General features: G+C 52.2%; 22 protein-coding genes and 5 pseudogenes. 11 read left to right on the top strand and 16 right to left on the bottom strand.

Annotated elements, in window-relative coordinates:
- The first annotated feature begins 136 nt into the window (after positions 1 to 136).
- Positions 137 to 2752 carry a bifunctional acetaldehyde-CoA/alcohol dehydrogenase gene (locus tag NM96_12620; protein ID AVR80035.1) on the top strand — a complete coding sequence of 872 codons (2616 nt, stop codon included), beginning with the start codon at positions 137 to 139 and terminating at the stop codon, positions 2750 to 2752.
- Positions 2753 to 2803: 51 nt separating this feature from the next.
- On the opposite strand, the pseudogene NM96_12615 reads toward NM96_12620, so the two are convergent.
- Positions 2804 to 2875, bottom strand: a pseudogene (locus NM96_12615) (bifunctional heptose 7-phosphate kinase/heptose 1-phosphate adenyltransferase).
- Between NM96_12615 and NM96_12610 the strand changes: the two are divergent.
- The 4 genes and pseudogenes from NM96_12610 (at position 2868) to NM96_12595 (ending at position 4376) form a co-directional block, all read left to right on the top strand.
- Positions 2868 to 3153, top strand: a pseudogene (locus NM96_12610) (helix-turn-helix domain-containing protein). The pseudogenes NM96_12615 and NM96_12610 sit on opposite strands and share 8 nt — an antisense overlap.
- The gene (locus tag NM96_12605; protein AVR80034.1) at positions 3122 to 4018 is read left to right on the top strand and encodes an IS3 family transposase; all 897 of its coding nucleotides are present in this window, start codon (positions 3122 to 3124) and stop codon (positions 4016 to 4018) included. Before NM96_12610 ends, NM96_12605 begins: the two are co-directional and overlap by 32 nt.
- A 10-nt stretch (positions 4019 to 4028) precedes the next feature.
- Entirely contained in the window at positions 4029 to 4211 is a 183-nt protein-coding gene (locus tag NM96_12600; protein ID AVR80033.1) for a hypothetical protein, read from the top strand.
- Between the two features lie 27 nt (positions 4212 to 4238).
- Complete coding sequence (locus NM96_12595) at positions 4239 to 4376, top strand: superoxide dismutase (GenBank protein AVR80032.1); 138 nt, start codon at positions 4239 to 4241, stop codon at positions 4374 to 4376.
- Positions 4377 to 4663: 287 nt separating this feature from the next.
- Here the strand turns inward: NM96_12595 and NM96_12590 are convergent, their stop codons facing one another.
- Positions 4664 to 5236, bottom strand: coding sequence for a hypothetical protein (locus tag NM96_12590; protein ID AVR80031.1), 573 nt, complete (start codon positions 5234 to 5236; stop codon positions 4664 to 4666).
- Positions 5237 to 5262: 26 nt separating this feature from the next.
- Positions 5263 to 6078: a hypothetical protein gene (locus tag NM96_12585; GenBank protein AVR80030.1), complete on the bottom strand. Its 816-nt coding sequence runs from the start codon at positions 6076 to 6078 to the stop codon at positions 5263 to 5265.
- 273 nt (positions 6079 to 6351) lie between these two features.
- Here NM96_12585 and NM96_12580 point away from each other — a divergent pair, with 273 nt between their 5' ends.
- Complete coding sequence (locus NM96_12580; GenBank protein AVR80352.1) at positions 6352 to 6507, top strand: transposase; 156 nt, start codon at positions 6352 to 6354, stop codon at positions 6505 to 6507.
- 159 nt (positions 6508 to 6666) lie between these two features.
- On the opposite strand, the gene NM96_12575 is transcribed toward NM96_12580, so the two are convergent.
- The 3 genes from NM96_12575 to NM96_12565 all read right to left on the bottom strand — a co-directional run bounded on the left by NM96_12575 (position 6667) and on the right by NM96_12565 (position 10610).
- On the bottom strand, positions 6667 to 7578 hold the full coding sequence (locus NM96_12575) for an AraC family transcriptional regulator (GenBank protein AVR80029.1): 912 nt from the start codon (positions 7576 to 7578) through the stop codon (positions 6667 to 6669).
- Between the two features lie 120 nt (positions 7579 to 7698).
- The gene (locus NM96_12570) at positions 7699 to 7965 is read right to left on the bottom strand and encodes a hypothetical protein (GenBank protein AVR80028.1); all 267 of its coding nucleotides are present in this window, start codon (positions 7963 to 7965) and stop codon (positions 7699 to 7701) included.
- Positions 7966 to 7979: 14 nt separating this feature from the next.
- On the bottom strand, positions 7980 to 10610 hold the full coding sequence (locus NM96_12565; GenBank protein AVR80351.1) for a leucine--tRNA ligase: 2631 nt from the start codon (positions 10608 to 10610) through the stop codon (positions 7980 to 7982).
- Positions 10611 to 10971: 361 nt separating this feature from the next.
- On the opposite strand from NM96_12565, the gene dnaJ reads away from it, so the two are divergent.
- Positions 10972 to 12108: a molecular chaperone DnaJ gene (dnaJ, locus tag NM96_12560; GenBank protein ID AVR80027.1), complete on the top strand. Its 1137-nt coding sequence runs from the start codon at positions 10972 to 10974 to the stop codon at positions 12106 to 12108.
- A gap of 124 nt (positions 12109 to 12232) precedes the next feature.
- Positions 12233 to 12340: pseudogene (locus NM96_12555) on the top strand (IS5/IS1182 family transposase).
- A 313-nt stretch (positions 12341 to 12653) separates the two neighbouring features.
- On the opposite strand, the gene NM96_12550 reads toward NM96_12555, so the two are convergent.
- The 3 genes from NM96_12550 to NM96_12540 form a co-directional block, all read right to left on the bottom strand.
- Complete coding sequence (locus NM96_12550) at positions 12654 to 13628, bottom strand: S49 family peptidase (GenBank protein ID AVR80026.1); 975 nt, start codon at positions 13626 to 13628, stop codon at positions 12654 to 12656.
- A gap of 81 nt (positions 13629 to 13709) precedes the next feature.
- Positions 13710 to 14660 (bottom strand): alpha/beta hydrolase, encoded by a 951-nt coding sequence (locus tag NM96_12545; protein AVR80025.1) that lies wholly within the window; start codon positions 14658 to 14660, stop codon positions 13710 to 13712.
- Entirely contained in the window at positions 14660 to 15286 is a 627-nt protein-coding gene (locus NM96_12540; protein ID AVR80024.1) for a phosphatase PAP2 family protein, read from the bottom strand. Before NM96_12540 ends, NM96_12545 begins: the two co-directional genes overlap by 1 nt.
- Positions 15287 to 15406: 120 nt before the next feature.
- On the opposite strand from NM96_12540, the gene NM96_12535 reads away from it, so the two are divergent.
- A complete protein-coding gene (locus tag NM96_12535) occupies positions 15407 to 15646 on the top strand; it encodes a hypothetical protein (GenBank protein AVR80350.1) in 240 nt (79 codons plus the stop codon).
- 230 nt (positions 15647 to 15876) lie between these two features.
- Here the strand turns inward: NM96_12535 and NM96_12530 are convergent, their stop codons facing one another.
- Together NM96_12530 and NM96_12525 are read right to left on the bottom strand one after the other, a co-directional pair.
- Positions 15877 to 16872 (bottom strand): peptidylprolyl isomerase, encoded by a 996-nt coding sequence (locus NM96_12530; GenBank protein ID AVR80023.1) that lies wholly within the window; start codon positions 16870 to 16872, stop codon positions 15877 to 15879.
- Positions 16869 to 19250: an LPS-assembly protein LptD gene (locus NM96_12525; protein ID AVR80022.1), complete on the bottom strand. Its 2382-nt coding sequence runs from the start codon at positions 19248 to 19250 to the stop codon at positions 16869 to 16871. The genes NM96_12530 and NM96_12525 overlap by 4 nt, the downstream gene beginning before the upstream one ends.
- Positions 19251 to 19346: 96 nt before the next feature.
- Between NM96_12525 and NM96_12520 the strand changes: the two genes are divergently transcribed.
- Positions 19347 to 20351, top strand: a complete 1005-nt coding sequence (locus tag NM96_12520; GenBank protein ID AVR80021.1) for an aminoglycoside phosphotransferase — start codon at positions 19347 to 19349, stop codon at positions 20349 to 20351.
- Here NM96_12520 and NM96_12515 read toward each other — a convergent pair.
- Positions 20352 to 20468, bottom strand: a pseudogene (locus tag NM96_12515) (NAD(P)H-flavin oxidoreductase).
- Between NM96_12515 and NM96_12510 the strand changes: the two are divergent.
- The gene (locus NM96_12510) at positions 20421 to 21428 is read left to right on the top strand and encodes an IS5 family transposase (protein ID AVR80020.1); all 1008 of its coding nucleotides are present in this window, start codon (positions 20421 to 20423) and stop codon (positions 21426 to 21428) included. The pseudogene NM96_12515 and the gene NM96_12510 sit on opposite strands and share 48 nt — an antisense overlap.
- Here the strand turns inward: NM96_12510 and NM96_12505 are convergent.
- The 4 genes and pseudogenes from NM96_12505 to NM96_12490 all read right to left on the bottom strand — a co-directional run bounded on the left by NM96_12505 (position 21397) and on the right by NM96_12490 (position 24350).
- A pseudogene (locus tag NM96_12505) lies at positions 21397 to 21581 on the bottom strand (IS110 family transposase). The gene NM96_12510 and the pseudogene NM96_12505 sit on opposite strands and share 32 nt — an antisense overlap.
- A gap of 330 nt (positions 21582 to 21911) precedes the next feature.
- Entirely contained in the window at positions 21912 to 23387 is a 1476-nt protein-coding gene (locus NM96_12500) for a malate:quinone oxidoreductase (GenBank protein ID AVR80019.1), read from the bottom strand.
- Between the two features lie 10 nt (positions 23388 to 23397).
- Positions 23398 to 23583, bottom strand: coding sequence for a phage-shock protein (locus NM96_12495; protein AVR80349.1), 186 nt, complete (start codon positions 23581 to 23583; stop codon positions 23398 to 23400).
- Positions 23584 to 23762: 179 nt separating this feature from the next.
- The gene (locus tag NM96_12490; protein ID AVR80018.1) at positions 23763 to 24350 is read right to left on the bottom strand and encodes an N-acetyltransferase; all 588 of its coding nucleotides are present in this window, start codon (positions 24348 to 24350) and stop codon (positions 23763 to 23765) included.
- Positions 24351 to 24398: the final 48 nt, after the last annotated feature.

Here is a 24398-nt window from a genome sequence, read left to right as displayed (position 1 = left end):
ATCCTGAAAGAGGTCGTCTGAAAACAGCATGCATGGTTTGTGATGTAAGTCAAAGAGAAATGTAACAAAATTACTTATAGTAATCGTAGTGAAAATTTATCGACTTTATTGCCACCTTATATCAAGGAGATACACCATGAACGCATCAGCCGACAATGTCGTCAGCCCCGCCGTAGCCGAGGTCAACAGTTTGGTTGAAAAGGGTTTGCGCTCGTTGGACGAGTTTCGCAAGCTGAATCAGGAGCAGATTGATTATATCGTTGCCAAAGCCTCCATTGCCGCGCTGGACAAACATGGTGTACTCGCCATGCACGCGGTCGAAGAAACGGGACGCGGTGTATTTGAAGATAAGGCGACCAAAAACCTGTTTGCCTGCGAAAACGTCGTGCGCCGCCTGCGCGATTTGAAAACCGTGGGCGTCATCAGTGAAGACGATGTAACCGGCATTACCGAAATCGCCGATCCGGTCGGGGTCGTCTGCGGTATCGTGCCGACCACCAATCCGACTTCCACCACCATTTTCAAATCCCTGATTGCGCTGAAAACCCGCAATCCGATTATTTTCTCGTTCCACCCTTCCGCCCAGCAGTGTTCCGCCCACGCCGCCCAAATCGTGCGCGATGCCGCGATTGCCGCCGGCGCGCCGGAAAACTGCATCCAGTGGATTGAAAAACCGTCTATGGAAGGCACTTCCGCGCTGATGAAACATCCGGGCGTGGCGACGATTTTGGCGACCGGCGGCAATGCGATGGTGGAAGCCGCTTATTCCTGTGGCAAACCCGCGCTCGGCGTCGGGGCGGGCAACGTGCCTGCCTATGTCGAAAAAACGGCAAACATCCAACAGGCGGCACACGACATCGTGATGTCCAAAGCGTTCGACAACGGCATGATTTGCGCCAGCGAACAAGCCGTCATTGCCGACAAAGAGATTTATAAAGAGCTGGTCGAAGAGTTCAAATCCTACGGCGTGTATTTCGCCAACAAAAAAGAAAAAGCCATGCTCGAAGACTTCATCTTCGGCGTTACGGCAAACTGCGCGAACTGCGGCGGCGCGAAACTCAATTCCGCCGTTGTGGGCAAACCGGCGGCGTGGATTGCCGAACAGGCTGGGTTTAAAGTGCCTGAAAAAACCAACATCATCATCGCCGAATGCCGCGAAGTCGGCCCCAACGAACCGCTGACCCGCGAAAAACTCTCGCCCGTACTGGCAATGCTCAAAGCAGATTCCACCGAACAAGGCTTGCAGTTCGCCGAACAAATGGTCGCCTTCGACGGCTTGGGACACTCCGCCGCCATCCATACCGCCGACCATGAATTGGCAAAAACCTTCGGCACCCGCGTCAAAGCCCTGCGCGTGATTTGGAACTCGCCCTCCACCTTTGGCGGCATCGGCGACGTTTACAACGCCTTCCTGCCGTCCCTGACCTTGGGCTGCGGCTCTTACGGCAAAAACTCCGTCGGCGGCAACGTCAGCGCAGTCAACCTGTTAAACATCAAAAAAGTAGGCCGTCGGAGAAACAACATGCAATGGTTCAAAGTACCCGCCAAAATCTATTTCGAGCGCGATTCCATCCAATACCTGCAAGACATGAAAGACTGTGAAAAAGTCATGATTGTGACCGACCGTTCGATGGTCGATTTGGGCTTCGTCGATAAAGTAACCCACCAGCTCCACCAACGCAAAAACAAAGTAACCATCCAGCTTTTCACCGATGTCGAGGCCGATCCGAGCGTCCAAACCGTCTATAAAGGCACCGATTTGATGCGCAGCTTCCAGCCCGACACCATCATCGCACTGGGCGGCGGCTCGCCGATGGACGCGGCAAAAGCCATGTGGCTCTTCTACGAACAGCCCCAAGTCGATTTTGAAGACCTCGTCCAAAAATTCATGGACATCCGCAAACGCGCCTTCCGCTTCCCCGAATTGGGTCGCAAAGCCAAATTCATCGGCATCCCAACCACATCGGGCACCGGCTCCGAAGTCACGCCGTTTACCGTCATCAGCGACGGCGACAAAAAATACCCCATCGCCGACTACTCGCTGACCCCGACCATCGCCATCGTCGATCCCGCATTTACCATGACCGTTCCCGCCGGCGTAACCGCCGACACCGGTCTGGACGTACTGACCCACGCCGTAGAAGCGTACGTTTCCGTGCTCGCCAACGACTTTACCGACGGCCTCGCCCTGCAAGCCATCAAGCTCGTGTTCCAATACCTCGAACGCTCCTACAAACACGGCGCGTCCGACCCCGAAGCGCGCGAACACATGCACAACGCCTCCACCATCGCAGGCATGGCGTTCTCCAACGCATTCCTCGGCATCAACCACTCGATGGCGCACAAAATCGGCGGCAAATACCACGTTCCGCACGGCCGCGCCAACGCCATCCTGCTGCCGCACGTCATCCGCTACAACGGCACGCGCCCGCAGAAAACCGCCACCTGGCCGAAGTACAACTACTACAAAGCCGACCTGAAATATCAGGAAATCGCCCGTATCTTAGGCCTGCCGTGCGCCACCCCGGCCGAAGGCGTAGAATCCTTCGCCCGCGCCTGTCATGAACTGGCGGTCAACGTCGGCATTAAAATGTCATTCAAAGAACAAGGTCTCGACGAAAAAACCTTCATCGACGGCCGCAAAGAACTGGCACTGCTGTCCTTCGAAGACCAATGCACCCCCGCCAACCCGCGTCTGGCATTGGTCGCCGACATGGAAGAAATCCTGACCAAAGCCTATTACGGCGAATAAGGTTCGCAAAATACAATAAGGCGTAAGAAAAAGGTCGTCTGAAAACCGCATTTCGGGTTTGAACTGCACCCCAAAAGTTGGACATCCCCTCCAACTCACAAGGTGCAGTTTTTTTATGAGCAAATATACATTACACTTCAAATACCAAGCCGTACTCCACTATCTGCATATACGCAGCCAACAGCGTACCGCAGACCACTACGGCATTTCCAGAACCCACCTGCGGCGATGGATACGCGCCTATCAAGAAGGCGGTATCGGCGCACTCGAACATCCCCAATCCAAAACCATGCCCCAACACCGCAAAAACCCCTTCATCGCAGATAAACCCGACCAAGAAAAAACACAGGCAGAGCTTATTGAAGAACTGTGCTATATGCGCGCAGAGGTCGCCTACCTAAAGGAGTTAAAAGCCCTCAGCCAAAAGCAGACCGCAAAGGACAAAGCCAAACCGTCCAAACACTGAGGGCGCAACACCCGCTCAAATACCTGCTGCACATCGCAAACCTGCCCAAAAGCAGCTTTTACTACCATCACCAAGACCGACCCGACCCCGACGCAGCCGACAAAGCCCTCCTTGTCGAAACCTACCGGCGGCATAAAGGACGCTACGGACAAAGGCGCATTGCCGCAGCATTGGGTTGGAACCGCAAAAAAGCGGCGCGGTTGATGAAGCAGTTGGAACTGAAAGCCCTCATACGGGCGAAAAAAGCCTACCGCCATCCCGCTATGGGCGAAATATCGGAAAACCTCCTCAAACGCCGGTTCAAAGCCCGAAAGCCCAACGAAAAATGGCTGACCGACGTTACCGAACTCAAAGGAAAAGACGGCAAATTGTACCTCTCGCCAATCTTGGACTTGTTCAACCGCGAGATCGTCGCCTACGCCATGAGCCGCAGAGCCGACAGCGAAATGGTGAAGGAAATGCTCGAAAAAGCCGCACCCCGTCTGACTGATAAGGGAACAATGCTGCATTCCGACCAAGGTGTGCTGTACCGTACGGCGGAATATAGGAAATTGATTGCAAAACATTCCATGGTTCAAAGCATGTCGCGTAAGGCGAACTGCTGGGACAATGCGCCGATGGAAAGCTTCTTTGCGGTGTTGAAGACGGAGTGTTTCTATAACGCAGGAGAATTGACGGTGGATGAATTGATGAAACAGATAGATGACTATATGGATTACTACAACCGGGAGCGTTGCAGTTTGAAATTGAAAAAGCTGAGTCCTGTCGCATACAGAACCCAGCTTGCACAGAGCGCCTGAATAGGCTTTTATGAGTGTCCAAGATTTGGGGGCCAGTTCAGTTTTCAGACGACCTCTGTTTTTTATATTGTGCCCCACTTATAGTGGATTAAATTTAAATCAGGACAAGGCGACGAAGCCGCAGACAGTACAGATAGTACGGCAAGGCGAGGCAACGCCGTACTGGTTTAAAGTTAATCCACTATATTTTTAGCAGCCGTAGCGTGGGCTTTGCCCACGAATGAACATAAATAATTTGATTCGGATATTCGGGCGGAAGGTCGTGGGCGAAGCCCACACTACGATTTGCTGCAACGGCAACTTGTTCCTTCCCCCGTCCGACGGAGGAAGGTTAGGATGGGTGGCTTTATGGTTCTAGGTAAAATCAAATTCGTGCAAACTGTAGAGCCCCTTCCCGCCAGACGGGAGAGCCAGCCGCCTGTAGCGTGGGCTTTGCCCACGAATGAACATAAATAATTTGATTCGGATGTTTGGGCAGAAGGTCGTGGGCGAAGCCTACGCTACGGATTGGTTTATCTCTTGAATCTGTATCCACTTGACGAAGGGCCGTCTGAAAATAAAAATCCTCAATTTTTCAGACGACCTCAATAACAGACTTTCAATTCAATCTACGCTTGCTGGATAGCACTAATAAGAAGGTAATTTTTACAATTGAAATTTACGGCAACTATTTACATTATCCACGCCATAATAATTTTCCGCATCCAATTTATTATTTCTATAAAATATAGGTATTCCTCTAAAATATTTATTTAAATCAATATCTCTATCTCCATCCCCATCACTTAAGGTATGTTTTCCTTTCCAATTAACGTAGTATTTAGAAGGCGCCATAACCAAACACCCGCTTTTATGATTTAAAATCAAAATATTATTAGTTTCATGGTAATGCGAAGAATTTTCTTCCAAATCCTCTACCATGCCTCCTTCTATATGCATAAATATCGAATACTTGCCATCAGGTGAAGATTCCAGATAAACCATTTCAGATACACAATTATCTACTTTATCTTTTTGATAACAGCCATCTTGTAAGGAATATGTTTTTATTCCTTTATTTTTCATCGTATAGCGCATAAAAATATTTTTTTTATTTGGCTTTAAAAACTCTAGCTGCCCATAACCCAACAAATTTTGCACTTCATGAACAGGAAAAATATTTTGTTCTGCCATAGCGAAACTACTATAAATAAAGAATAATAAAACGATTTTCTTCATATCAATCCACCCTTGCCGTATTACTCCTACTCGTGCTTAAGCTTCTGCTCCCGTGCCCAATCCACCATATCTTTAGGATAGTACAGATACTGCCGCAGGGAGGTGTCGTCCAAGTCTTTTAAATAGGCGACTGCGGCGGATTCAAAGCTCCAGTAGCCGATATAGCCCCCATATTCGGGATCTTGGTTCAAATGTGTGTCAATCAGGAGATTACCGATTTTTCGGTTGCCTTCGTACCAGCCGGAGAGGTAAGCGTTGAGATATTTCAGGGATTCTTCCTTGCTTTCCGCCATGATTGCTTGCAGCAGGGGTTTGCGGAAGTTGTGTCCGCCTTTGGCAAATTTGGCGCTGGGATCAAATTTCGTGGGTAGTGCCATATTTATCAAAGCCCTGAATGATGGATCGTAATACATTTCGTCATCGTTATAGGGATTGAGGCTGTCTTTAATGGTTTCCAGCCAATCCATTCGTTCGAACAATAGGCAAAGTCCGATAATGTTGGGTTGCTCTTCTCCCGCCCACTCCTCCGGCCCCCAAATAAACATGATGTCTTCCTTTTGCCCGTATTGCCTGTGTATATCCAGGCATTGCTTACAGTAATAAACTATTTGATTCATACGCTTCTTGATTTCTTCTATCGGAAATCCTACGGTGTATTCGGTAAGTAATAAAGGATATAACTGGTCAACCACATTTGTAGGCGGTTCGGTAGGATAGTCTTTTTCACACTGAAACGTGACATTAAGCAACATAAGGTTATTTTCATAAGATTGCTCAAAAAAATCCTTATCAAACAATCCCTGACGGTCTTTATTGCGATCATATTTAACTTGATTGGTCATTTTAGTCCTTTAAATAGACAAGTTATTTAAATCATCTGGGGCTGGTTTCTGCATTTTTCCGACGTTTTTTTTGGCATTTTCATAGTTTTTTTGTGCTTTTAGCCTTTGCTCCGTTATCGAACAATCAATTCTTTACCTAGAGAATGTGGTCGGCAGGTTTGTGATGGCAGTGTATCAAAGCCATATGAACAATTGAACAGGACGACTGCTATTGGCAAAGAGGTCGTCTGAAAACTTTCAGACGACCTTGATAGAGGTTGGATTTCCGCCCTAATCTACGCTTGCTACACATCCTTCGGATGTTTTGAAAAAAGCGTTTTCCAGAATAGGCGTCTGCGCTTTTATAGTGGATTAAATTTAAATCAGGACAAGGCGACGAAGCCGCAGACCGTACAGATAGTACGGCAAGGCGAGGCAACGCCGTACTGATTTAAATTTAATCCACTATATTTCGTGGGCATAGCCCACGCTACGATTTGAAGTACCTCAAATCTTTCCGCTCCGAACGCCGTCAAGCATCTAATAGGTTCATATGAACAAAGGTCGTCTGAAACATGGTTTTCAGACGACCCCTCACTATTTACCCTATTACTCGCCTCGTTTTCTCAACTCTGCCGGCGTACAGCCGAAATATTCGCGAAATGCCTTGGTAAAGCTTGAAACATGGGCGTAGCCGCAACGGTAGGCTATTTCGCCTATGCTGACGCTGTCCGTACCCAAAGCATACAGCGCATATTGCATATGCTTGTGCCGCAGCCACTCGCTCGCCGTCGTACCAAACGATTCTTTCAGGCGGCGTTGCAGCGTTCGCTCGCTGATATGCAGCGCGTCGGCAAGCTCAGATACTTGGTGCGCTCCCGCATCGAATGCCTGGTTGAGCAGACGGATGAAACTTTCTGAAGGATGAGGCGGTTCGGCGGCGGTTTCGGTATAGGGATAGCGGTTGAGAAAATCCGTCCATAGTCCAGCCAAAAGTTGCAACACGTCCGCTTCACGCTGTAAGTCATCCGCCAATCCGCCGTGCTCCGCCCCCTTCAAGCTGCTTAAAGCAAGGCGGCGCAAACTACTGTCCAGCGGCCAATGTCTGACTTTTTCCCGATAAACCGCCTGCAGCAAACCCGCATATTGCGGGCGAGCCAGCCAGCGGTCTATCCCCTTGAGCGTCAGTTTCGCCGTATGCCCGCCTTCGTACAAATAACGGCTGAACAAGATTTCCTCGTCGCACGCAATCAATAGGACATGTCCACCTTCAGCCTCAATACGGTAACGTTCGCGATTGATGCCGAAATCCAAACTGCCTTCGAGCAGCAGGACAAACGCGATGTAAGGCTCCGACAGGCGCGTGCTTTGAAACGTTTTGCGCGCGGTCAGGCTGCCACCGTGCAGGGAAATGCCGCTGCACAAGGTTTCAAAACGGTAGCTACCGTCCAAATAGTCGCCCCCTTCGCCCTGTTGAACCATGTTGACGAGCTGTTGGCTGTTAAGACAGGATGTTTCCATAGGCTGTGTGGCGGAATCCGCATATTTTGAACAAAAGGTCGGGCTACTTTATCACAATGGCAGAAAGACGGAAAACGGTGAAAACCCATAAAAAGTCGTCTGAAAACGGTATGCAGGTTTTCAGACGACCTTGTGCGTCAGTAATCCCAGTTTTTTCAAAAGCAATCCGCGGGCAAAGCCCACATTACGGTGAGTTATTTTTAAAACCCACCGTCGCCTAGCGTTTCCAATGTATTCCCGCCTGCGCGGGAATGACGGAATGTAATCTTTTACCATCATCTCAGCGAGTATCCTGTCTCCCAAAATCTTCCACTGAAAATACAAAAAGGTCGTCTGAAAACCCTGTTTCCAAGTTTTCAGACGACCTTTTTTAATTACAGCAATCAATGCCGAATCTGGCTTTACACCACGATGTTCACCAGTCTGCCTGGTACGACGATGATTTTCTTCGCAGGCTTGCCTTCCATGAATTTCACTGCGCCTTCGTTGGCAAGGGCGGCGGCTTCGAGGTCGGCTTTGGAGGCGTCGGCGGCGACGGTGATTTTGCCGCGCAGTTTGCCGTTGACTTGAACCATCACTTCGATTTCGGATTTGACCAAGGCGGCTTCGTCGACTGTCGGCCAGCCTGCTTCCCACAGTTTCGCGCCGTTCAATTCGCTCCACAGGGTTTCGCAGATGTGCGGCACAATCGGCCACAACAGGCGTACGGCGGTTTCCAATACTTCTTGGGCGACGGAGCGGCCTTGTTCGTCGCCGGTGTCGGTTTTGTCGTATTGGTTGAGCAGTTCCATCACGGCGGCGATGGCGGTGTTGAACTGCTGGCGGCGGCCGTAGTCGTCGCTGACTTTGGCGGTGGTGGCGTGCAGTTTGTGGCGCAGGTCTTTGAGTTCTTTAGACAAACCGTCTTGGTTGCCTGCAAATGCTTTGACTGCGCCGCCTTGCTTCAGGTATTCGTAAACGGTACGCCACAGACGGCGCAGGAAGCGGTGCGCGCCTTCAACGCCGCTGTCGCTCCATTCGAGGGACTGTTCGGGCGGTGCGGCAAACATCATGAACAGGCGGGCGGTGTCCGCGCCGTAGGCGTTAATCAGTTCTTGCGGATCGACGCCGTTGTTTTTGGACTTGGACATTTTTTCCGTACCGCTGATGACGACGGGCAGGCCGTCGGCTTTGAGGACGGCGGAAACGGGGCGGCCTTTGTCGTCGAAAGTCAATTCGACATCGGCAGGGTTGATCCAGTCTTTGCTGCCGTTGGCATTTTCGCGGTAGTAGGTTTCGCAGACGACCATGCCTTGAGTCAGCAGGCGTTCGAACGGTTCGTCCACGCTGACCAAACCTTCGTCGCGCATCAGTTTGGTGAAGAAGCGCGCGTACAAGAGGTGCAGAATCGCGTGTTCGATACCGCCGATGTATTGGTCGACCGCGCCCCAGTATTTCGCGGCTTCAGTCGATACCATGCCTTCTGCGAACTTGGGCGACATGTAACGGAAGAAATACCAGCTCGATTCCATGAAGGTGTCCATGGTGTCGGTTTCGCGTTTCGCCGCGCCGCCGCATGATGGGCAGGTGGTTTCGTAAAATTCGGGCATTTTTGCCAGTGGCGAACCCATGCCGTCGGGTACGACGTTTTCGGGCAGGACGACGGGCAGTTGGTCGGCAGGGACGGGTACGTCGCCGCATTTTTCGCAATGGACGATGGGAATCGGGCAGCCCCAGTAGCGTTGGCGCGAAATACCCCAGTCGCGCAAGCGGTATTGGGTTTTCGGTTCGCCTGCGTCTTGGCTTTGCAGTTTGGCGGCAATGGCGTCGAATGCCGTCTGAAAATTCATGCCGTCCAAGTCGCCGCTGTTGACCAATACGCCGTTTTCTTTGTCGCCGTACCATTCTTGCCATTGGTTTGCGTCAAATGCGTTGTCGCCGACGGCAATGACCTGTTTTTTCGGCAGGCTGTATTTGGTGGCGAACTCGAAATCGCGTTCGTCGTGTGCCGGAACCGCCATCACTGCGCCGTCGCCGTAGCCCCACAATACATAGTTGGCAATCCACACTTCCAGCTTGTCGCCGTTGAGCGGGTTGACGACGTAGCGGTCGGTCGGCACGCCTTTTTTCTCCATCGTCGCCATATCGGCTTCGGCAACCGAACCGGCTTTGCATTCGGCGATAAATGCCTGCAATTCGGGTTTGTCGGCGGCTGCGGCGGTTGCCAGCGGATGCTCGGCGGCAACGGCGACATAAGTCGCGCCCATCAACGTGTCGGGACGGGTGGTATAAACTTGCAGGAATTTCGCGTAATCGCCTTCCAAACCTTGTTTGCTGTCGTCTGAAACGGCGAAGCGCACGGTCATACCGCGAGATTTGCCAATCCAGTTGCGCTGCATGGTTTTGACTTGTTCCGGCCAGTGTTCCAGCTTGTCCAAATCGTTGAGCAGCTCTTCGGCGTAATCCGTGATTTTGAAGTAATACATCGGGATTTCGCGTTTTTCGATCAACGCGCCCGAACGCCAGCCGCGTCCGTCGATGACTTGCTCGTTGGCAAGGACGGTTTGGTCGACAGGGTCCCAGTTTACCGTGCCGTTTTTGCGATAGACGATGCCTTTTTCAAACAGCTTGGTAAACAGCCATTGTTCCCAGCGGTAGTATTCGGGTTTGCAGGTGGCGACTTCGCGCTCCCAGTCAATCGCAAAACCCAGGCTTTTGAGCTGGGTTTTCATGTATTCGATGTTGTCGTAGGTCCAAGCGGCGGGGGCGACGTTGTTTTTCATCGCCGCATTTTCCGCCGGCATGCCGAACGCGTCCCAACCCATAGGCTGCATGACGTTGAAGCCGTTTAAGCGTTTGAAGCGGCTCAATACGTCGCCGATGGTGTAGTTGCGCACATGCCCCATGTGCAGCTTGCCGCTGGGGTAAGGGAACATGGAGAGGCAGTAGTATTTGGGTTTGGAAGCGTCTTCGGAGACGTTGAAAATACGGGCGTCATCCCATTTTTTCTGCGCCGCAGGCTCGATGGCGGCGGGCTGGTAATGTTCTTGCATGGTCATTCTGTTTTTCGCTTGAAAATGTGAGGGCGGGCTGACGATTCGATAACGGCGGTATTTTGTTCCATAAATTGCCGCCTTCTGCGTTAAAAATACTCGCAAGATGTCCAATCTCGCTGCGTTTTTTGCCTTGAATCCGGCATTTCTGTGCCAAAATCCAGCCCGTTTCGAATCGCCCGTCCGCCCTGAGAAAAATAAAAGAGGGATTATAGCAGGTTGTCGTTAGGTCGGTTTGACAAAGGTCGTCTGAAAACAGAACGGTATTTTTCAGACGACCTCACATTCAGACACTTGAGTTTTCCCCACCCCACCCATATATCCGGTCTAGTTTTTACACATATCAGCAACCATCACTATCATGAGCAACCAAGATTTTTATGCAACACTCGGCGTGGCGCGCGGTGCGAGCGACGACGAAATCAAAAAAGCCTACCGCAAGCTGGCGATGAAATACCATCCCGACCGCAATCCCGGCGACAAAGAAGCGGAAGAAAAATTTAAAGAAGTTCAAAAAGCCTACGACACCTTGTCCGACAAAGAAAAACGCGCCATGTACGACCAATACGGCCATGCCGCGTTTGAGCAGGGCATGGGCGGCGGCGCGGGCGGATTCGGCGGTTTTGGCGGGTTCGGCGGCGCGCAGGGCTTCGACTTTTCCGACATCTTCAGCCAAATGTTCGGCGGAGGCGGGGGCAGCGGCCGTCAGCAAAACTATCAAGGCGCGGATTTGCAGGTCGGCGTGGAAATCACGTTGGAAGATGCCGCCAAAGGCATCAAAAAACGCATCAACATCCCGACTTACGAAGAATGCGATGTCTGCCACGGCAGCGGTGCAAAACCCGGTACGTCCGCATCAACTTGTTCGACCTGTCACGGTTCCGGCACGGTACACGTCCGCCAAGCTATTTTCCAAATGCAGCAGACTTGTCCGACCTGCCACGGTACAGGCAAGGAAATCAAAGACCCGTGTGTCAAATGTCGTGGCGAAGGCCGCACCAAAACCAGCAAAACCGTTGAGGTCAACATTCCCGCCGGCATCGACGACGGTCAACGCATCCGCTTGAGCGGCGAAGGCGAACCGGGTACGCACGGCGCGCCCGCAGGCGATTTGTACGTCAACGTCCGCGTCAAAGAACACAAAATCTTCGAGCGCAACGGCTTGGATTTACATTGCGAGCTGCCCATCAGTTTCGCCGTCGCAGCCTTGGGCGGCGAAGTCGAAGTTCCGACCTTGGACGGCAAAGTCAAACTGAACATTCCGAAAGAAACGCAAACCGGCCGCCGTATGCGCGTCAAAGGCAAAGGCATCAAATCCCTGCGTTCCAGCGCGACGGGCGATTTGTACTGCCACGTTGTGGTGGAAACGCCGGTCAACCTGACCGACCGCCAGAAAGAGTTGCTGGAAGAGTTCGAAAAAATCTCCACCGGCCTCGACCGCAGCCAAACACCGCGCAAAAAATCGTTCTGGGACAAAGTCGGCGAACTGTTTGACTGATTCGGGTTTGAAAACAGTAAAAGGTCGTCTGAAAGCTGATATCGTCGGCTTTCAGACGACCTTTCTTCAACCTGTTTAAAAGAAAGCCGCAGATATAGTGGATTAACTTTAAACCAGTACGGCGTTGCCTCGCCTTAGCTCAAAGAGAACGATTCTCTAAGGTGCTGAAGCACCAAGTGAATCGGTTCCGTACTGTCTGTACTGTCTGCGGCTTCGTCGCCTTGTCCTTATTTAAATTTAATCCACTATATAACGGATAGTTTGCAACCGATACACTTGATGCATAGCTACCTCGGGAATGGTTCTTTGACTACGACGATGCAGTATGTTATCGGTTTGAAATTGATCTGCTACGCGATATTCGGGCAGCTTTTCCGTAGGCAAAGCCTACGCTACGAATGAAGGAAATCATTCGGTTCTAAATGGATATAAATACCCACTTACCGCTATTACGATATTCCTCTCTTCATTTTCCGCAGAATCAATATCCCCCAAAACAAAACGTCGTCTGAAAACTTTTCAGACGACGTTTTGTTTGTATTGACTTACCACATTTTCGACAATGTTTTTTCCACTTCAGCTTTGACTTGCGCGCCAAAGCGGCGGCTCAGGAGTTTTCTGAAATCATCTTCGGGCGTGTAGCTGACCAGTTCGGGGGCTTTGATTACATCGCGGGCGATGCTGTACACGCTGCCGAAGTCGTCAATCAGTCCGACTTTTTTGGCTTCAAGGCCGGTATAGACGCGGCCGCTGAATACGTCGGGGTATTCTTTGTCTTTCAATTTTTCACCGCGTCCGAGTTTGACGGCCTTGATGAATTCTTGATGGGTGTCTGACAGCATACTTTCCCAGATTTTCGCCTGCTCAGGCGTTTCAGGGGTAAACGGATCACCCATGCCTTTGTTGCTGCCTGCGGTTTTCAGACGACGTTTGATACCCAGCTTGTCCATCAGGCCGGTTACATCGAAACCGCCGCCGATCACGCCGATACTGCCGACGATGCTGGAGGGGTCGGCGTAGATTTTGTCCGCGGCGGCAGCGATGTAGTAGCAGCCGGAGGCGCACATATCTTCGGCGACGACATAGACGGGGATGTCTTTATGTTCGCCTTTCAGACGACGTATCTCGTTAAAAGCAGTATTGGAGATAACGGGCGAACCGCCCGGGCTGTTGGCGCGGATGACGATGCCTTTTGCATTCGGATTGTTGTAGGCCGCCTCCATGCTGTCGCGCAGCATTTTGACCTGATCGTCCATGCCGCCGCCTATTTCGCCTTCCAATGTGATGACTGCCGTATGCTCTTTACCTGTGGCCAGCCCTTGTCCGGCCGTGCCGTCGTCCGAACCGAACCATAATGCGGCAATCAGCAGGACGCCGATAATCCGCCAGAAGTTGCGCCAAAAACGGGCGCGCCGCTGCTCTTTATAGGCGGCAAGCAGTACGTCGCGCAACACGTCCCGTTCCCAGCGGCCTTCCGGGCCGTCCGGACGTTTATCGGGGTATCCGTTGGTTTCTTGCATAATTTTCCTTTGTTTCTAAATAAATCCTAAATCAGGTTCGGGGCATTTTATAACGAAACTTCCGGCTGAAAAACCTTCCGTTTACTCGAATGCCTCAAAATACGCCAGCAGGGTTTGCGGCAGCCATTGCAGGTTCAGACGACCTTTGTCGCGGCTGACGAACGCAGCGTGTCCGCCGTATTGGGGTTGCAGCAGTGTAACGGCGGATGAAACCTCTTCTACCGTCGGCAAGGCTTTCGGCGGCAGAAACGGGTCGTTGACGGCGTTGAGCAGCAAAAGCGGCGTACGCACGGTTTTCAGCCAAGGCTTGCACGAAGCGCGGCGGTAATAATCATGCCGGTCGGCGAAACCGTGCAGCGGCGCGGTAAACCTGTCGTCAAAATCCCCCAGCGTTTTGCATTCTTTCAATGAGGTCGTCTGAAAACCTGTTGCGGCGGCTTTGGGCAATAAAGATTTTAAAAAATAGCGGGTATAGAGCAGTTTTGACATTCCCTTATCAAAGCGAGTGCCTGCCGCTGCCGCATCCACCGGCGCAGAGACGGCGGCAGCGGCGTAAGGGACAGCAGCTATGCCCAGACTGCCGTATTCGCCCAAATATTTTGCCAGCGCATTGCCGCCCAAAGACACGCCCGCCACATAAATCCTGCGGTAGCGTTCCGAAAGCATTTCCAGCATAAAGCCGATTTCCCGCGTATCGCCCAAATGATAAAACACAGGCGCGGTATTCTCTACGCCGCCGCAACTGCGGAAATGCACCACCACGCCGTTCCAGCCTTTTTCAATGACCGCTCGCATCAACTCAACGGCGTAATGGCTGCGGCTGCTGCCCTCCAATCCGTGAAACAAAACTACTAAAGGCGCATCGGGATCGGCGGCATCGGCAAAATCACAGGCAACCAAAGTGCGTCCCGTACTGTCCGGCAGCAGCTCGCGGCGGTAGGCAGGTGCGGGGCGTTGAATGAATTTGGCAAATATCGTGTCCGCATGACCGTTGCGCAGCCATAGAGGCGTATTCGGGCATAAGGTTTCCATTATTCGAAATCCTTTTTGAAAACAACATAATAAACCAATATCGCCGTCAGCATCCCATTCGTCCATCCCGCCCAAATATCCGTCGGATAATGTACGCCCAAATAAACCCGTGAAAATCCCGTCAACAAGGCAAACAAGATGCCGACGACAAAAGCGGTATGGTGGTATGCAGTCCGATAACACAATAGAATCAGCATCACTGCGATTGCGGCGGAAAACGTACTATGCCCGCTTGGAAACGAAAAATTGGCCTCTTCGACGGCACGAGGCCAAAGCAACGGGCGCGGACGCTGTATCCATGCCTTTATCCAAAGCATATTCAAAGTCGGCAACAATGCCGCCAAAGGAACGAATACCGCTGCCCTCAGTTTGCCAAACCGCCACAGGCATACCGCCGCCAAACAGACCAGCGGTACGGCGACGGCGGTTTTACCCAAATAATGAAGCAATAGCGCAATTGGAAAAAACCATTGTCCCGTCTGTTCGTGAATGACAAACATCAACGGACGTTCGAATGCAAAACTCTCGCCATTTGCCAGATGGACGGCAATATAAACAGAAAGAGGCAAAAATACCACAATGGCAGTTTGTACAAAACGGCGGAAAAAAAGAAAAAAATCAGGCATAAATCAGTGAAAAAAATCAGGTTTGAATCAAATATCCGACAAACAAGCCGCGTTCGCAATCAAGAAGGATGAACTGATAGTCTTTGGCATTAATTTTTGATAATTACTGCTTTTTTCTCTCTGGAAAATCAGGTAAACCGAATAAGGATACCGCGAGAGGGTGTTATTCTGACCGTACAAACCAAACGGCATCCGTATCGTTTCCCGTCAGGGCAGGCGGATGGTTCCGATAATAATTTCATTCAACATTCGGAGGTTATTATGTCTGTGTCAGTATTATTTTTAGAGGCGATTGTGGCTGTCGACCTGGCATCCGTCGCCGCCATCGGCATACTGTGGGCAGGCGGAGCGGATTGGTAATCCGTCCGTATGCCGTTCCGTAAAAGGTCGTCTGAAAAACATTTTGTTTTTCAGACGACCTTTTTAATCGGCAACCATCATTCATATTTTATTGGATGCGACGGTAACGACGAAAACGGTTTTTTCTTTCCCTCGCTATATTATTAGGGTCGGCTTGATTTCGGATGGATGCCGCTTGCTGCAAAACAAAACGTCGTCTGAAAAACTTTCAGACGACGTCTGCATCCGCCTTAGCGTATGTCGATGTGCGCACCTTCGTGCAGTTCGCGCAGCAGGTTGATTTCCGCCTGTTCGGCTTTTTGGCGCGACAGATATTGACGTATGGTGTTGTGTTGACGCTCTTCGGGCGTGCCGGCGTCACGGACATCGTTCAGCTTAATGATGTGCCAGCCGAATTGTGTGCGTACGGGTGGGCTGACTTGGCCGGGTTTGAGTTTGTGGACGGCTTCTTCAAACGGCGCAACCATCATGCCGTCGGCGAACCAACCCAAATCACCGCCGCTGTTCGCGCTGCCGTCTTGCGAATATTGGCGCGCCAAACCGGCGAAGTCCGCACCGCTGCGGGCTTGTGCATAGATTTTGCGGATGGTGCTTTCAGCGCCGGCCGCAACGTTTTCGTTGTCGGCCTTAATCAGGATGTGCTGCGCGCTGTATTGGCGCATCGGTTCGCCTTCGGGCAGGGCGACACCTTGTTGGCGCGCGCGCTCGATGAAACTGTTGACTTCTGCATCGCTGACGCGGCTGTTTTGCATCACGGCCTGCTGGCGCACTTTTTCCATAATGATGGTGTCGGCGATTTCGCGACGGGTCTGTGCGGACGGATTTTTCAGGGACGGCGTTTGGGCGATGACGGCATCGATTTCGGCATCGGTCGCTTGAATGTTGCGGCGTTTGCCCGCTTGAACAATCAGGGATTGGTTGACCAGTTGCGCCAGGACCTGCTGGCGGAGTTCGTCTTCGCTGATTTGCGTGCCTTTAGGAAGGTGTTGGCGCGCTTCGGCAATGGCATGTGCCAGCTGGCGCTGGGTAATGACTTCGTTGTCGGCAATGGCGGCGATGCCGTCGGAAAGGCGTACGGCGCCCGAATCGGCAGGCGTGGCTGCCGCTGCCTGTTTTGCCGCTTTCTGCGTTTTGACCGGTTTGCCTTTGGATGCAGCTTTGGGCGCGGCGTGTGCGTTCAATGCCAGACCAAGTGCGGCGGCAAGAATCAGGGGTTTGACGTTCATGGGGTAACTACCTCGTTGGTTTTGCTGTAGCCGGGAATGGCCAAGCGCAGTTTTTCAAATGGGTTGTTGCCGAGATTGCTCAGGTCTTTGAGTTGGAGATTGAAGAAAACGGCATTTTTGCGGCTGTTTTCGCCGGTCACGTAGCGTTGTCCGACAAGGCTTGCGCTCCAGCAGCCGCAGTTGCTTTTATATTCAGCTCCTACCAGCATTTCAAGAGGTTTCTTGGCTTGAATTTCGTAGTTGTAACGTGCAACGGCGTAAAGGTTTTTACGGATAGGCCATTGTGCCGCCAAATCGACTTGGCGGATTTTATCGTAGAAATAGTTGCCGTCGGATTGCAGGTAAATGCGTTCGTTGCGCCCGTATTTGTAACGCGCGCTCAACACTTTGCCCGGCTCGGGATTGTAGCGGACGGTCGCGGCATAGCTTTCGGCACGGCTTTGATTTTGGTTGTAGTGCAGATCGAAACCTACATGAAAGCTGTCACTCAGTTTGCCGTGCGCGAAGCCGACCCAGTCGGATTGGCTGCGTTTATAGCGGCCGACGCTGCCGTCCAGCAATACGTTGTCGTTTTTTAAATAAAACTTCTGTCCGATACCGGCGCGGAATAGCTCGGCACCGTTGTTCGGATTGAGAAAACGGGTTTGCGCGGCGGCAGTCAGGCTGTTGGCGGAGTTGATGCGGTCATTGCCGACGTATAAATTTTCACGGAAAAGCTGGTTGTAAGAGAAGCTGTTTTCCGAGGTGTCGAAATTGGGTAAGTCGTTTTGAGACTTGGTCGGGATGTAGTTGTAGAACAGGCGCGGTTCGAGGGTTTGCAGATAGGCGTTGCCGAACAAATTGGCGTTGCGCTCGAAGGTCATGCCGGTATCGACGTTGAATATCGGCAATACGCGGCTGACGCGGCGACCGGATTGGTTGCCGAACGAGCCTAAGTCGTAATAAGTCGCGTGTACGCCGATTTTCGGACGGATATAGCCCCATTGGTTGTTGAAATCCCAACGGACGCTGGGATACAGCACGGTACGGCTGCCGTCTTGTTTGCTGTCGTGGACGAAACGGGTGAACTGGCTGAATACGTTGATATTCGCCTTGCCTATGGTTTTCTGCCAACGTCCGGTCAGGCGCGGCATGATGGCGTAGGGTTCGTCTTTGTAACCGTTTTGGTTGGCAAGGGTTTGGTATTTCTGTACGTTCAGCGCGCCGTCAAAAGAACCGCCCCAGATATTGTCGCCGTAGTTCAGCCACAGTTGGCGGTTGAGGTTGACGTTGCTGGCAATGTCCTCGCGTCCGTAGAAATCGCGGTAGTAATTGTCGTCTGAAACCTGATTGAAGTTGATGCCGCCGCTGAGTTTGTCGGTCAGTTGGTGGTTGTGGTCAAACTTGATTTGATAGCGGTTGTTTTCATGGCGTTTTTTATCGTGCGGCATCCAATCGCCGTCAATGACGCCGTTAAATTTCGGCTCGAGATAGCGGACCTGTCCGCCAAGCTGCACGCCGCGCGAGCTGATGATACCGGGGCGGAAGGTGGCGTCCAAGTTGGGGGCGAGGTTGAAATAATAGGGAAGGGCGAGTTCCAAACCGTCCGAACCGGTTGACAAGGTCGGCACCAACAGACCGCTCTTGCGATGGCCGTTGAGCGGGAAATCCGCCCAAGGCGTATAAAGTACAGGAACGCCGCCGAACACCAGCGACGCGTCTTTTGCCACGCCTATGCCCGTTTCCTGATCGGTTTCGATGCTTTTCGCTTTGATGAACCAACTCGCATCGCCGGGCGAACAGGTATTGAATTTGGTATTGATGAGCTTGTACAGCCCTTTGCCTTTCATTTCCGCCTTTTCGCTGACGCTCTGGAGGCGGCGGCCGTCTTTTTCGGCATCGACGCGGACGTATTCGCTCGAGCCGGTATTGTCTTTCAGGTTGTAAACCAAAGTATCGCCGCTGACGGTCGAGCCGTCTTGATACAGCGTAAAGCGGTCGCCCGCCCTGACGGTATCGCTGGTTTGGTCGTAATCCGCCCAATCGGCGTTCAACACTTCCTGATTGCGCTCGATGATGACATCGCCTTCGGCGCGGACGGCGACTTTAGACTGTCCGGCAACCTTGTCCGCAATCACGCGGGTGTAGTCCTGCGGCAGGGGTTCTTCGCCGCTGCGTTTGATTTCAGGCTGCTTGTTTGCTTCCGAAGCCTGATGCTGGCAAAACAGGCAGGTATCGCCCAAGGACAATTTATCCTGATCGGCAGGACGACGGTTTTCCCCGCTCTGAACCGCAGGCGGGGTGGCCCTTACCGGCTCGTAATCGGCAGGTTGCGGCAAAGATGCATTTTGCGCATATGCCCCTCCCGCGCCGAAGCCGACGCTTAACGCCAAAACCAATGGTTTGAGTGAAAATAAACGAGCCAAAATCGCCCCTTAAATCGGTTTGCCAGTTAGAATAGCGGTTATTTTAACCTGAAAATCCGCGACACCGCTATGCAACGACAAACCGAATTACAAAATTGGCTTCGTGCCGTCTATCCCGAACAAAACTTCGAATTGAGCTTCGCCGCCGCCGATGCCGACTTCCGACGCTACTTCCGCGCTGCTTTTGCCGACGGCAAGACCGTCATCTGTATGGATGCGCCGCCCGATAAAATGAGCGTCGCTCCTTACCTAAAAGTGCAAAAACTTTTCAATATGCTTAACGTTCCCCAAGTATTGCATGTGGACGAAGCGCAGGGATTTATGGTGCTCAACGACTTGGGCAACACCACTTTCCTGACCGCCATGCAGCAAGAACAAGGCGCGGAGGCACACAAAGTCCTGCTGCTTGAAGCCATAGACGAACTGGTCGAGCTGCAAAAAGCCAGCCGCGCGGGCGAATTGCCCGATTACGACCGCGACATCATGCTGCGCGAAATCAACCTTTTCCCCGAATGGTTCGTCGCCAAAGAGCTCGGACGCGAACTCAACTTCAAACAACGCCAGCTTTGGCAGCAAACCATAGACACCCTGCTGCCGCCGCTGCTTGCCCAGCCGCAGGTGTACGTCCACCGCGACTTCATCGTCCGCAACCTCATGCTCACCACCGGCCGACCCGGCGTACTCGACTTCCAAGATGCACTCTACGGCCCGATTTCCTACGACTTGGTTTCCCTCCTGCGCGACGCCTTCATCGAATGGGAAGAAGAATTCGTCTTGGACTTGGTCATCCGTTACTGGGAAAAAGCCCGCGCCGCCGGATTGCCCGTACCCGCCGCGTTTGACGAGTTTTACCGCTGGTTTGAATGGATGGGCGTACAACGCCATCTGAAAGTCGCCGGCATCTTCGCCCGCCTGTACTACCGCGACGGCAAAGACAAATACCGCCCCGAAATCCCGCGCTTCCTCAACTACCTGCGCCGCACCTCCCGCCGCTACACCGAGCTTGCTCCGTTGTATGCGCTGTTGGTCGAACTGGTCGGCGATGATGAATTGGAAACCGGGTTTACGTTTTAAAAGGCAGAGACCTTTGCAAAATTCCCCAAAATCCCCTAAATTCCCACCAAGACATTTAGGGGATTTCCCATGAGCACCTTCTTCCAACAAACCGCACAAGCCATGATCGCCAAACACATCGACCGCTTCCCATTATTGAAGTTGGATCAGGTGATTGATTGGCAACCGATCGAACAATACCTGAACCGTCAAAGAACCCGTTACCTTAGAGATTACCGTGGCCGTCCCGCCTATCCCCTGTTGTCCATGTTCAAAGCCGTCCTGCTCGGACAATGGCACAGCCTCTCCGATCCCGAACTCGAACACAGCCTCATCACCCGCATCGATTTCAACCTGTTTTGCCGTTTTGACGAACTGAGCATCCCCGATTACAGCACCTTATGCCGTTACCGCAACTGGCTGGCGCAAGACGACACCCTGTCCGAATTGCTGGAACTGATTAACCGACAACTGGCCGAAAAAAACCTAAAAGTAGAGAAGGCATCCGCCGCCGTCATTGACGCCACCATTATTCAGACTGCCGGCAGCAAACAGCGTCAGGCCATAGAAGTCGACGAGGAAGGACAAGTCAGCGGCCAAACCACACCGAGTAAGGACAAAGATGCCCGTTGGACAAAGAAAAACGGCCTCTACAAACTCGGTTACAAACAACATACCCGTACCGATGAGGAAGGCTATATCGAGAAACTGCACATCACCCCCGCCAATGTCCATGAGTGCAACCATCTGTCCCCTTTGTTGGAAGGCATTGCCGAAGGTACGACCGTCTATGCCGACAAAGGCTACGACAGTAAGGAAAACCGGCAACATCTGAAAGAGCATCAGTTGTTAGACGGCATTATGCGCAAAGCCCACCGCAACCGTCCGCTGACGGAAGCGCAAACCAAACGTAACCGATATTTGTCGAAGACCCGTTATGTGGTCGAACAGAGCTTCGGTACGCTGCACCGTAAATTCCGCTACGCCCGGGCCGCCTATTTTGGTCTGCTCAAAGTGAGTGCGCAAAGCCATCTGAAGGCGATGTGTTTGAACCTGTTGAAAGCGGCTAACAGGCTAAGTGTGCCTGTTGCCGCCTAAAAGGCGGCCCGGATGCCTGATTATGGGGTATCCGGGGAGGATTAAGGGGGTATTTGGGTAAAATCGGTGAATATTTGAAACGAAAACAGCCGAAAATCTGTGTTGGGGTTTCGGTTGTTTGGGGAAAGGCTTTTTTGCAAAGGTCTCAGGCAGATAGCTTTGTGCCATTCTTGATGATGAAAGAGGTCGTCTGAAAATCCTGAAATGGGGTTTCAGACGACCTTTTATATTCTTTATATTTATATATGTGAATTCGGGTTTGTCCACTGTGCCAATTTAAGCTTGATCCGGCAACAATCAAAACATCGGTACCTTCATTCCCGCGTAGATGGGAATGACGGCTGAGCCTTTTTGTTCAGGTTTGCCATGTATAGCTGACTTTATTGGTTTTATGCTGGCACTGCCAACGATGGGCATTTCCATTCTATCCACACATGAAAACAGCGTATCTCAAGGATACGCTGTTTCATCCTTACTTTCCCATCATTGATGATGAATACCCAATACTTTGGCGTTGTGGCTGATGATTTCTTCGGCAAGCTGCGGGTTGTCGTTGAGCTTGATGCCGAAGCCGGGAACAAGTTCTTTCAGACGACCTTCCCATGAGGAAATGCGGCTTGGGAAGCATTGGTGGATGAGTTTGATCATCAAGGGTACGGCGGTTGATGCGCCGGGGGATGCGCCCAAGAGTGCGGCGAGCGAGCCGTCGGCGTGGGCGACGATTTCGGTGCCGAATTGGAGGACGCCGCCTTTTTCGGAGTCTTTTTTGATGATTTGAACGCGTTGTCCTGCGGTGATGAGTTCCCAGTCGTCAGGGTTTGCTTCGGGGTAGTATTCCAGCAGGGAGGCGAAGCGTTCTTCTTTGGTTTTGCGCAATTCGCCCAAGAGGTATTTGGTCAGGGGCATATTTGCCCAGCCGGCGCGCAGCATGGGGTAGAGGTTGTCCAAGTGGATGGACAGGGGCAAATCCATGAGCGAGCCTTGTTTGAGGAAGTTGGAGCGGAAACCTGCGTAAGGGCCGAACATGAGGTGGCGTTTGCCGTCCACATTGCGGGTGTCGAGGTGCGGGACGGACATGGGCGGCGCGCCGACGGAGGCTTGTCCGTACACTTTGGCGTTGTGTTGCGCGGCAGTTTCGGGGTTGCTGTTGCGGAAGAACAGTCCGGAAACGGGGAAGCCGCCGTAACCTTTGCCTTCGGGGATGCCGGATTTTTGCAGCAGGGTCAGTGCGCCGCCGCCTGCGCCGAGGAAGAGGAAGCGGGTGCGGAGAGTGAGTTGTCCGTCGGGGTTGCGGGTGTCGCTGGTTTTGAGCACCCATGCGCCGTCGGATTCGCGTTTGATGTCGTCGACGTGGCGGTTGAACTCGGTTTTGACGCCTTTTTCGCGCAGGTATTGCACCATTTGGCGGGTCAGGCTGCCGAAATCGACGTCTGTGCCTTCGGCGGAGTAGTTGGCGGCGACGGGTTGTCCTTCTTTACGGCCGTTGATGACCAGCGGCGCCCATTCGGCGATTTTGGCGCGGTCGGTGGAGAATTCCATCCGTTCGAAGAGTTTTTGGGATTTGAATGCGTCGAAACGTTTTTGCAGGTAGTCGCAATGGTCGGTGTTCATGACCAGCGACATATGCGGGACGGTATGGATGAAGGAGTTGTCGGTGATTTTGCCTTCTTCGACAAGCGATGACCAGAACTGGCGGCTGATGTGGAATTGTTCGGCAATATTGAGGGCGCGGGTCGGGTCGATGGTGCCGTCTGCGCCGAGCGGGGCGTAATTGAGTTCGCATAACGCGGAATGCCCTGTGCCGGCGTTGTTCCAAGCGTTTGACGATTCCAGCGCTACGTCTTCCAAGCGTTCGATAAGGGTGATTTCCCAAGACGGTTCGAGTTCTTTGAGCAAAACGCCCAAAGTCGCGCTCATAATGCCTCCACCCACCAAGACAACATCTGTTGCTTCAGCCATGGTTGTACTCCTAGAAACAGGCATATCCTGCCTTTATGATTATCCGTTGTATTACGAACGCCTGTTTCGGCGGTAAAACCTGCTGGCGCGGTGTTTTTGGCGTGGAAGATTGCGCGCGGGTTTTACGTTTTGAACCGATGTTAAACCGTTCATAATATGTTATTGAGAATTTAGTGGATTTTTCTGAGAATTGCAAAGATTTTCTGTTTGGATTTACATAAACGCGGTTTAAAAAGGTCGTCTGAAACATTCAGATGACCTTTATTTATCAGGGTATTGGCGGTGTCACACCTTATTTCATTAATTTTTTAAAGACTTCAGATTGTCAGCAAGATGGACTTGTTTTGATGAAAAAATGAAGAAGAAAACGTTTTTTCAGGATGCGTCATAAGCTGCCACTTTTTCGAGCAGTTTTGCCCTTGCCTGCGGCCATTCTTCGCGCAGCAGGCTGTATTCCACCGTATCGCGCACGCTGCCGTCTTTCCGCAGCTTGTGGCAGCGCAAGATGCCGTCTTGGTGTGCGCCCAGGCGTTCGATGGCGCGTTGGGAGGCGGTGTTGAGGTTGTCGGTCTGCCAGCAGACGCAGCGGCAGTTTAAAGTGTCGAAAACGTAGTCGAGCAACATGATTTTGCAGGCGGTATTGATGCGTGTGCGCCGTGCCGACAGGGCGTACCATGTGAAACCGATGTAGAGGCGGGGGATGGCGGGATCGATGTGGTAAAGCGAAGTCGATCCGACGATTTTGCCCGTGTCTTCGTCGATGACGGCAAAGGCGAGGCGGGTTTGCGTGGCGGTGCGGATGTAGTCCGCCACTTGGTCGGGTTCGGGCGCGGTGGTTACGTTCAGCTTCCAGACTTCGCCGTCGCAAACTGCTTCGCGCAAACCGGCTTCGTGTGCCGCCGTCAAAGGCTCGAGACGGACGCGGTCGAAGGACAAAACGGGAACAGATGAAAAATCAGCCATGGGGTTTCCTTTGTATTTGAAGATTTGAGTTTTCAGACGACCTTTGTA

It is taken from the genome of Neisseria mucosa (assembly GCA_003028315.1).
Classification (GTDB): domain Bacteria; phylum Pseudomonadota; class Gammaproteobacteria; order Burkholderiales; family Neisseriaceae; genus Neisseria; species Neisseria mucosa.
The sequence above is the reverse complement of the archived record's forward strand: the minus strand, read 5'-3'. Positions and strand labels throughout refer to the sequence as shown.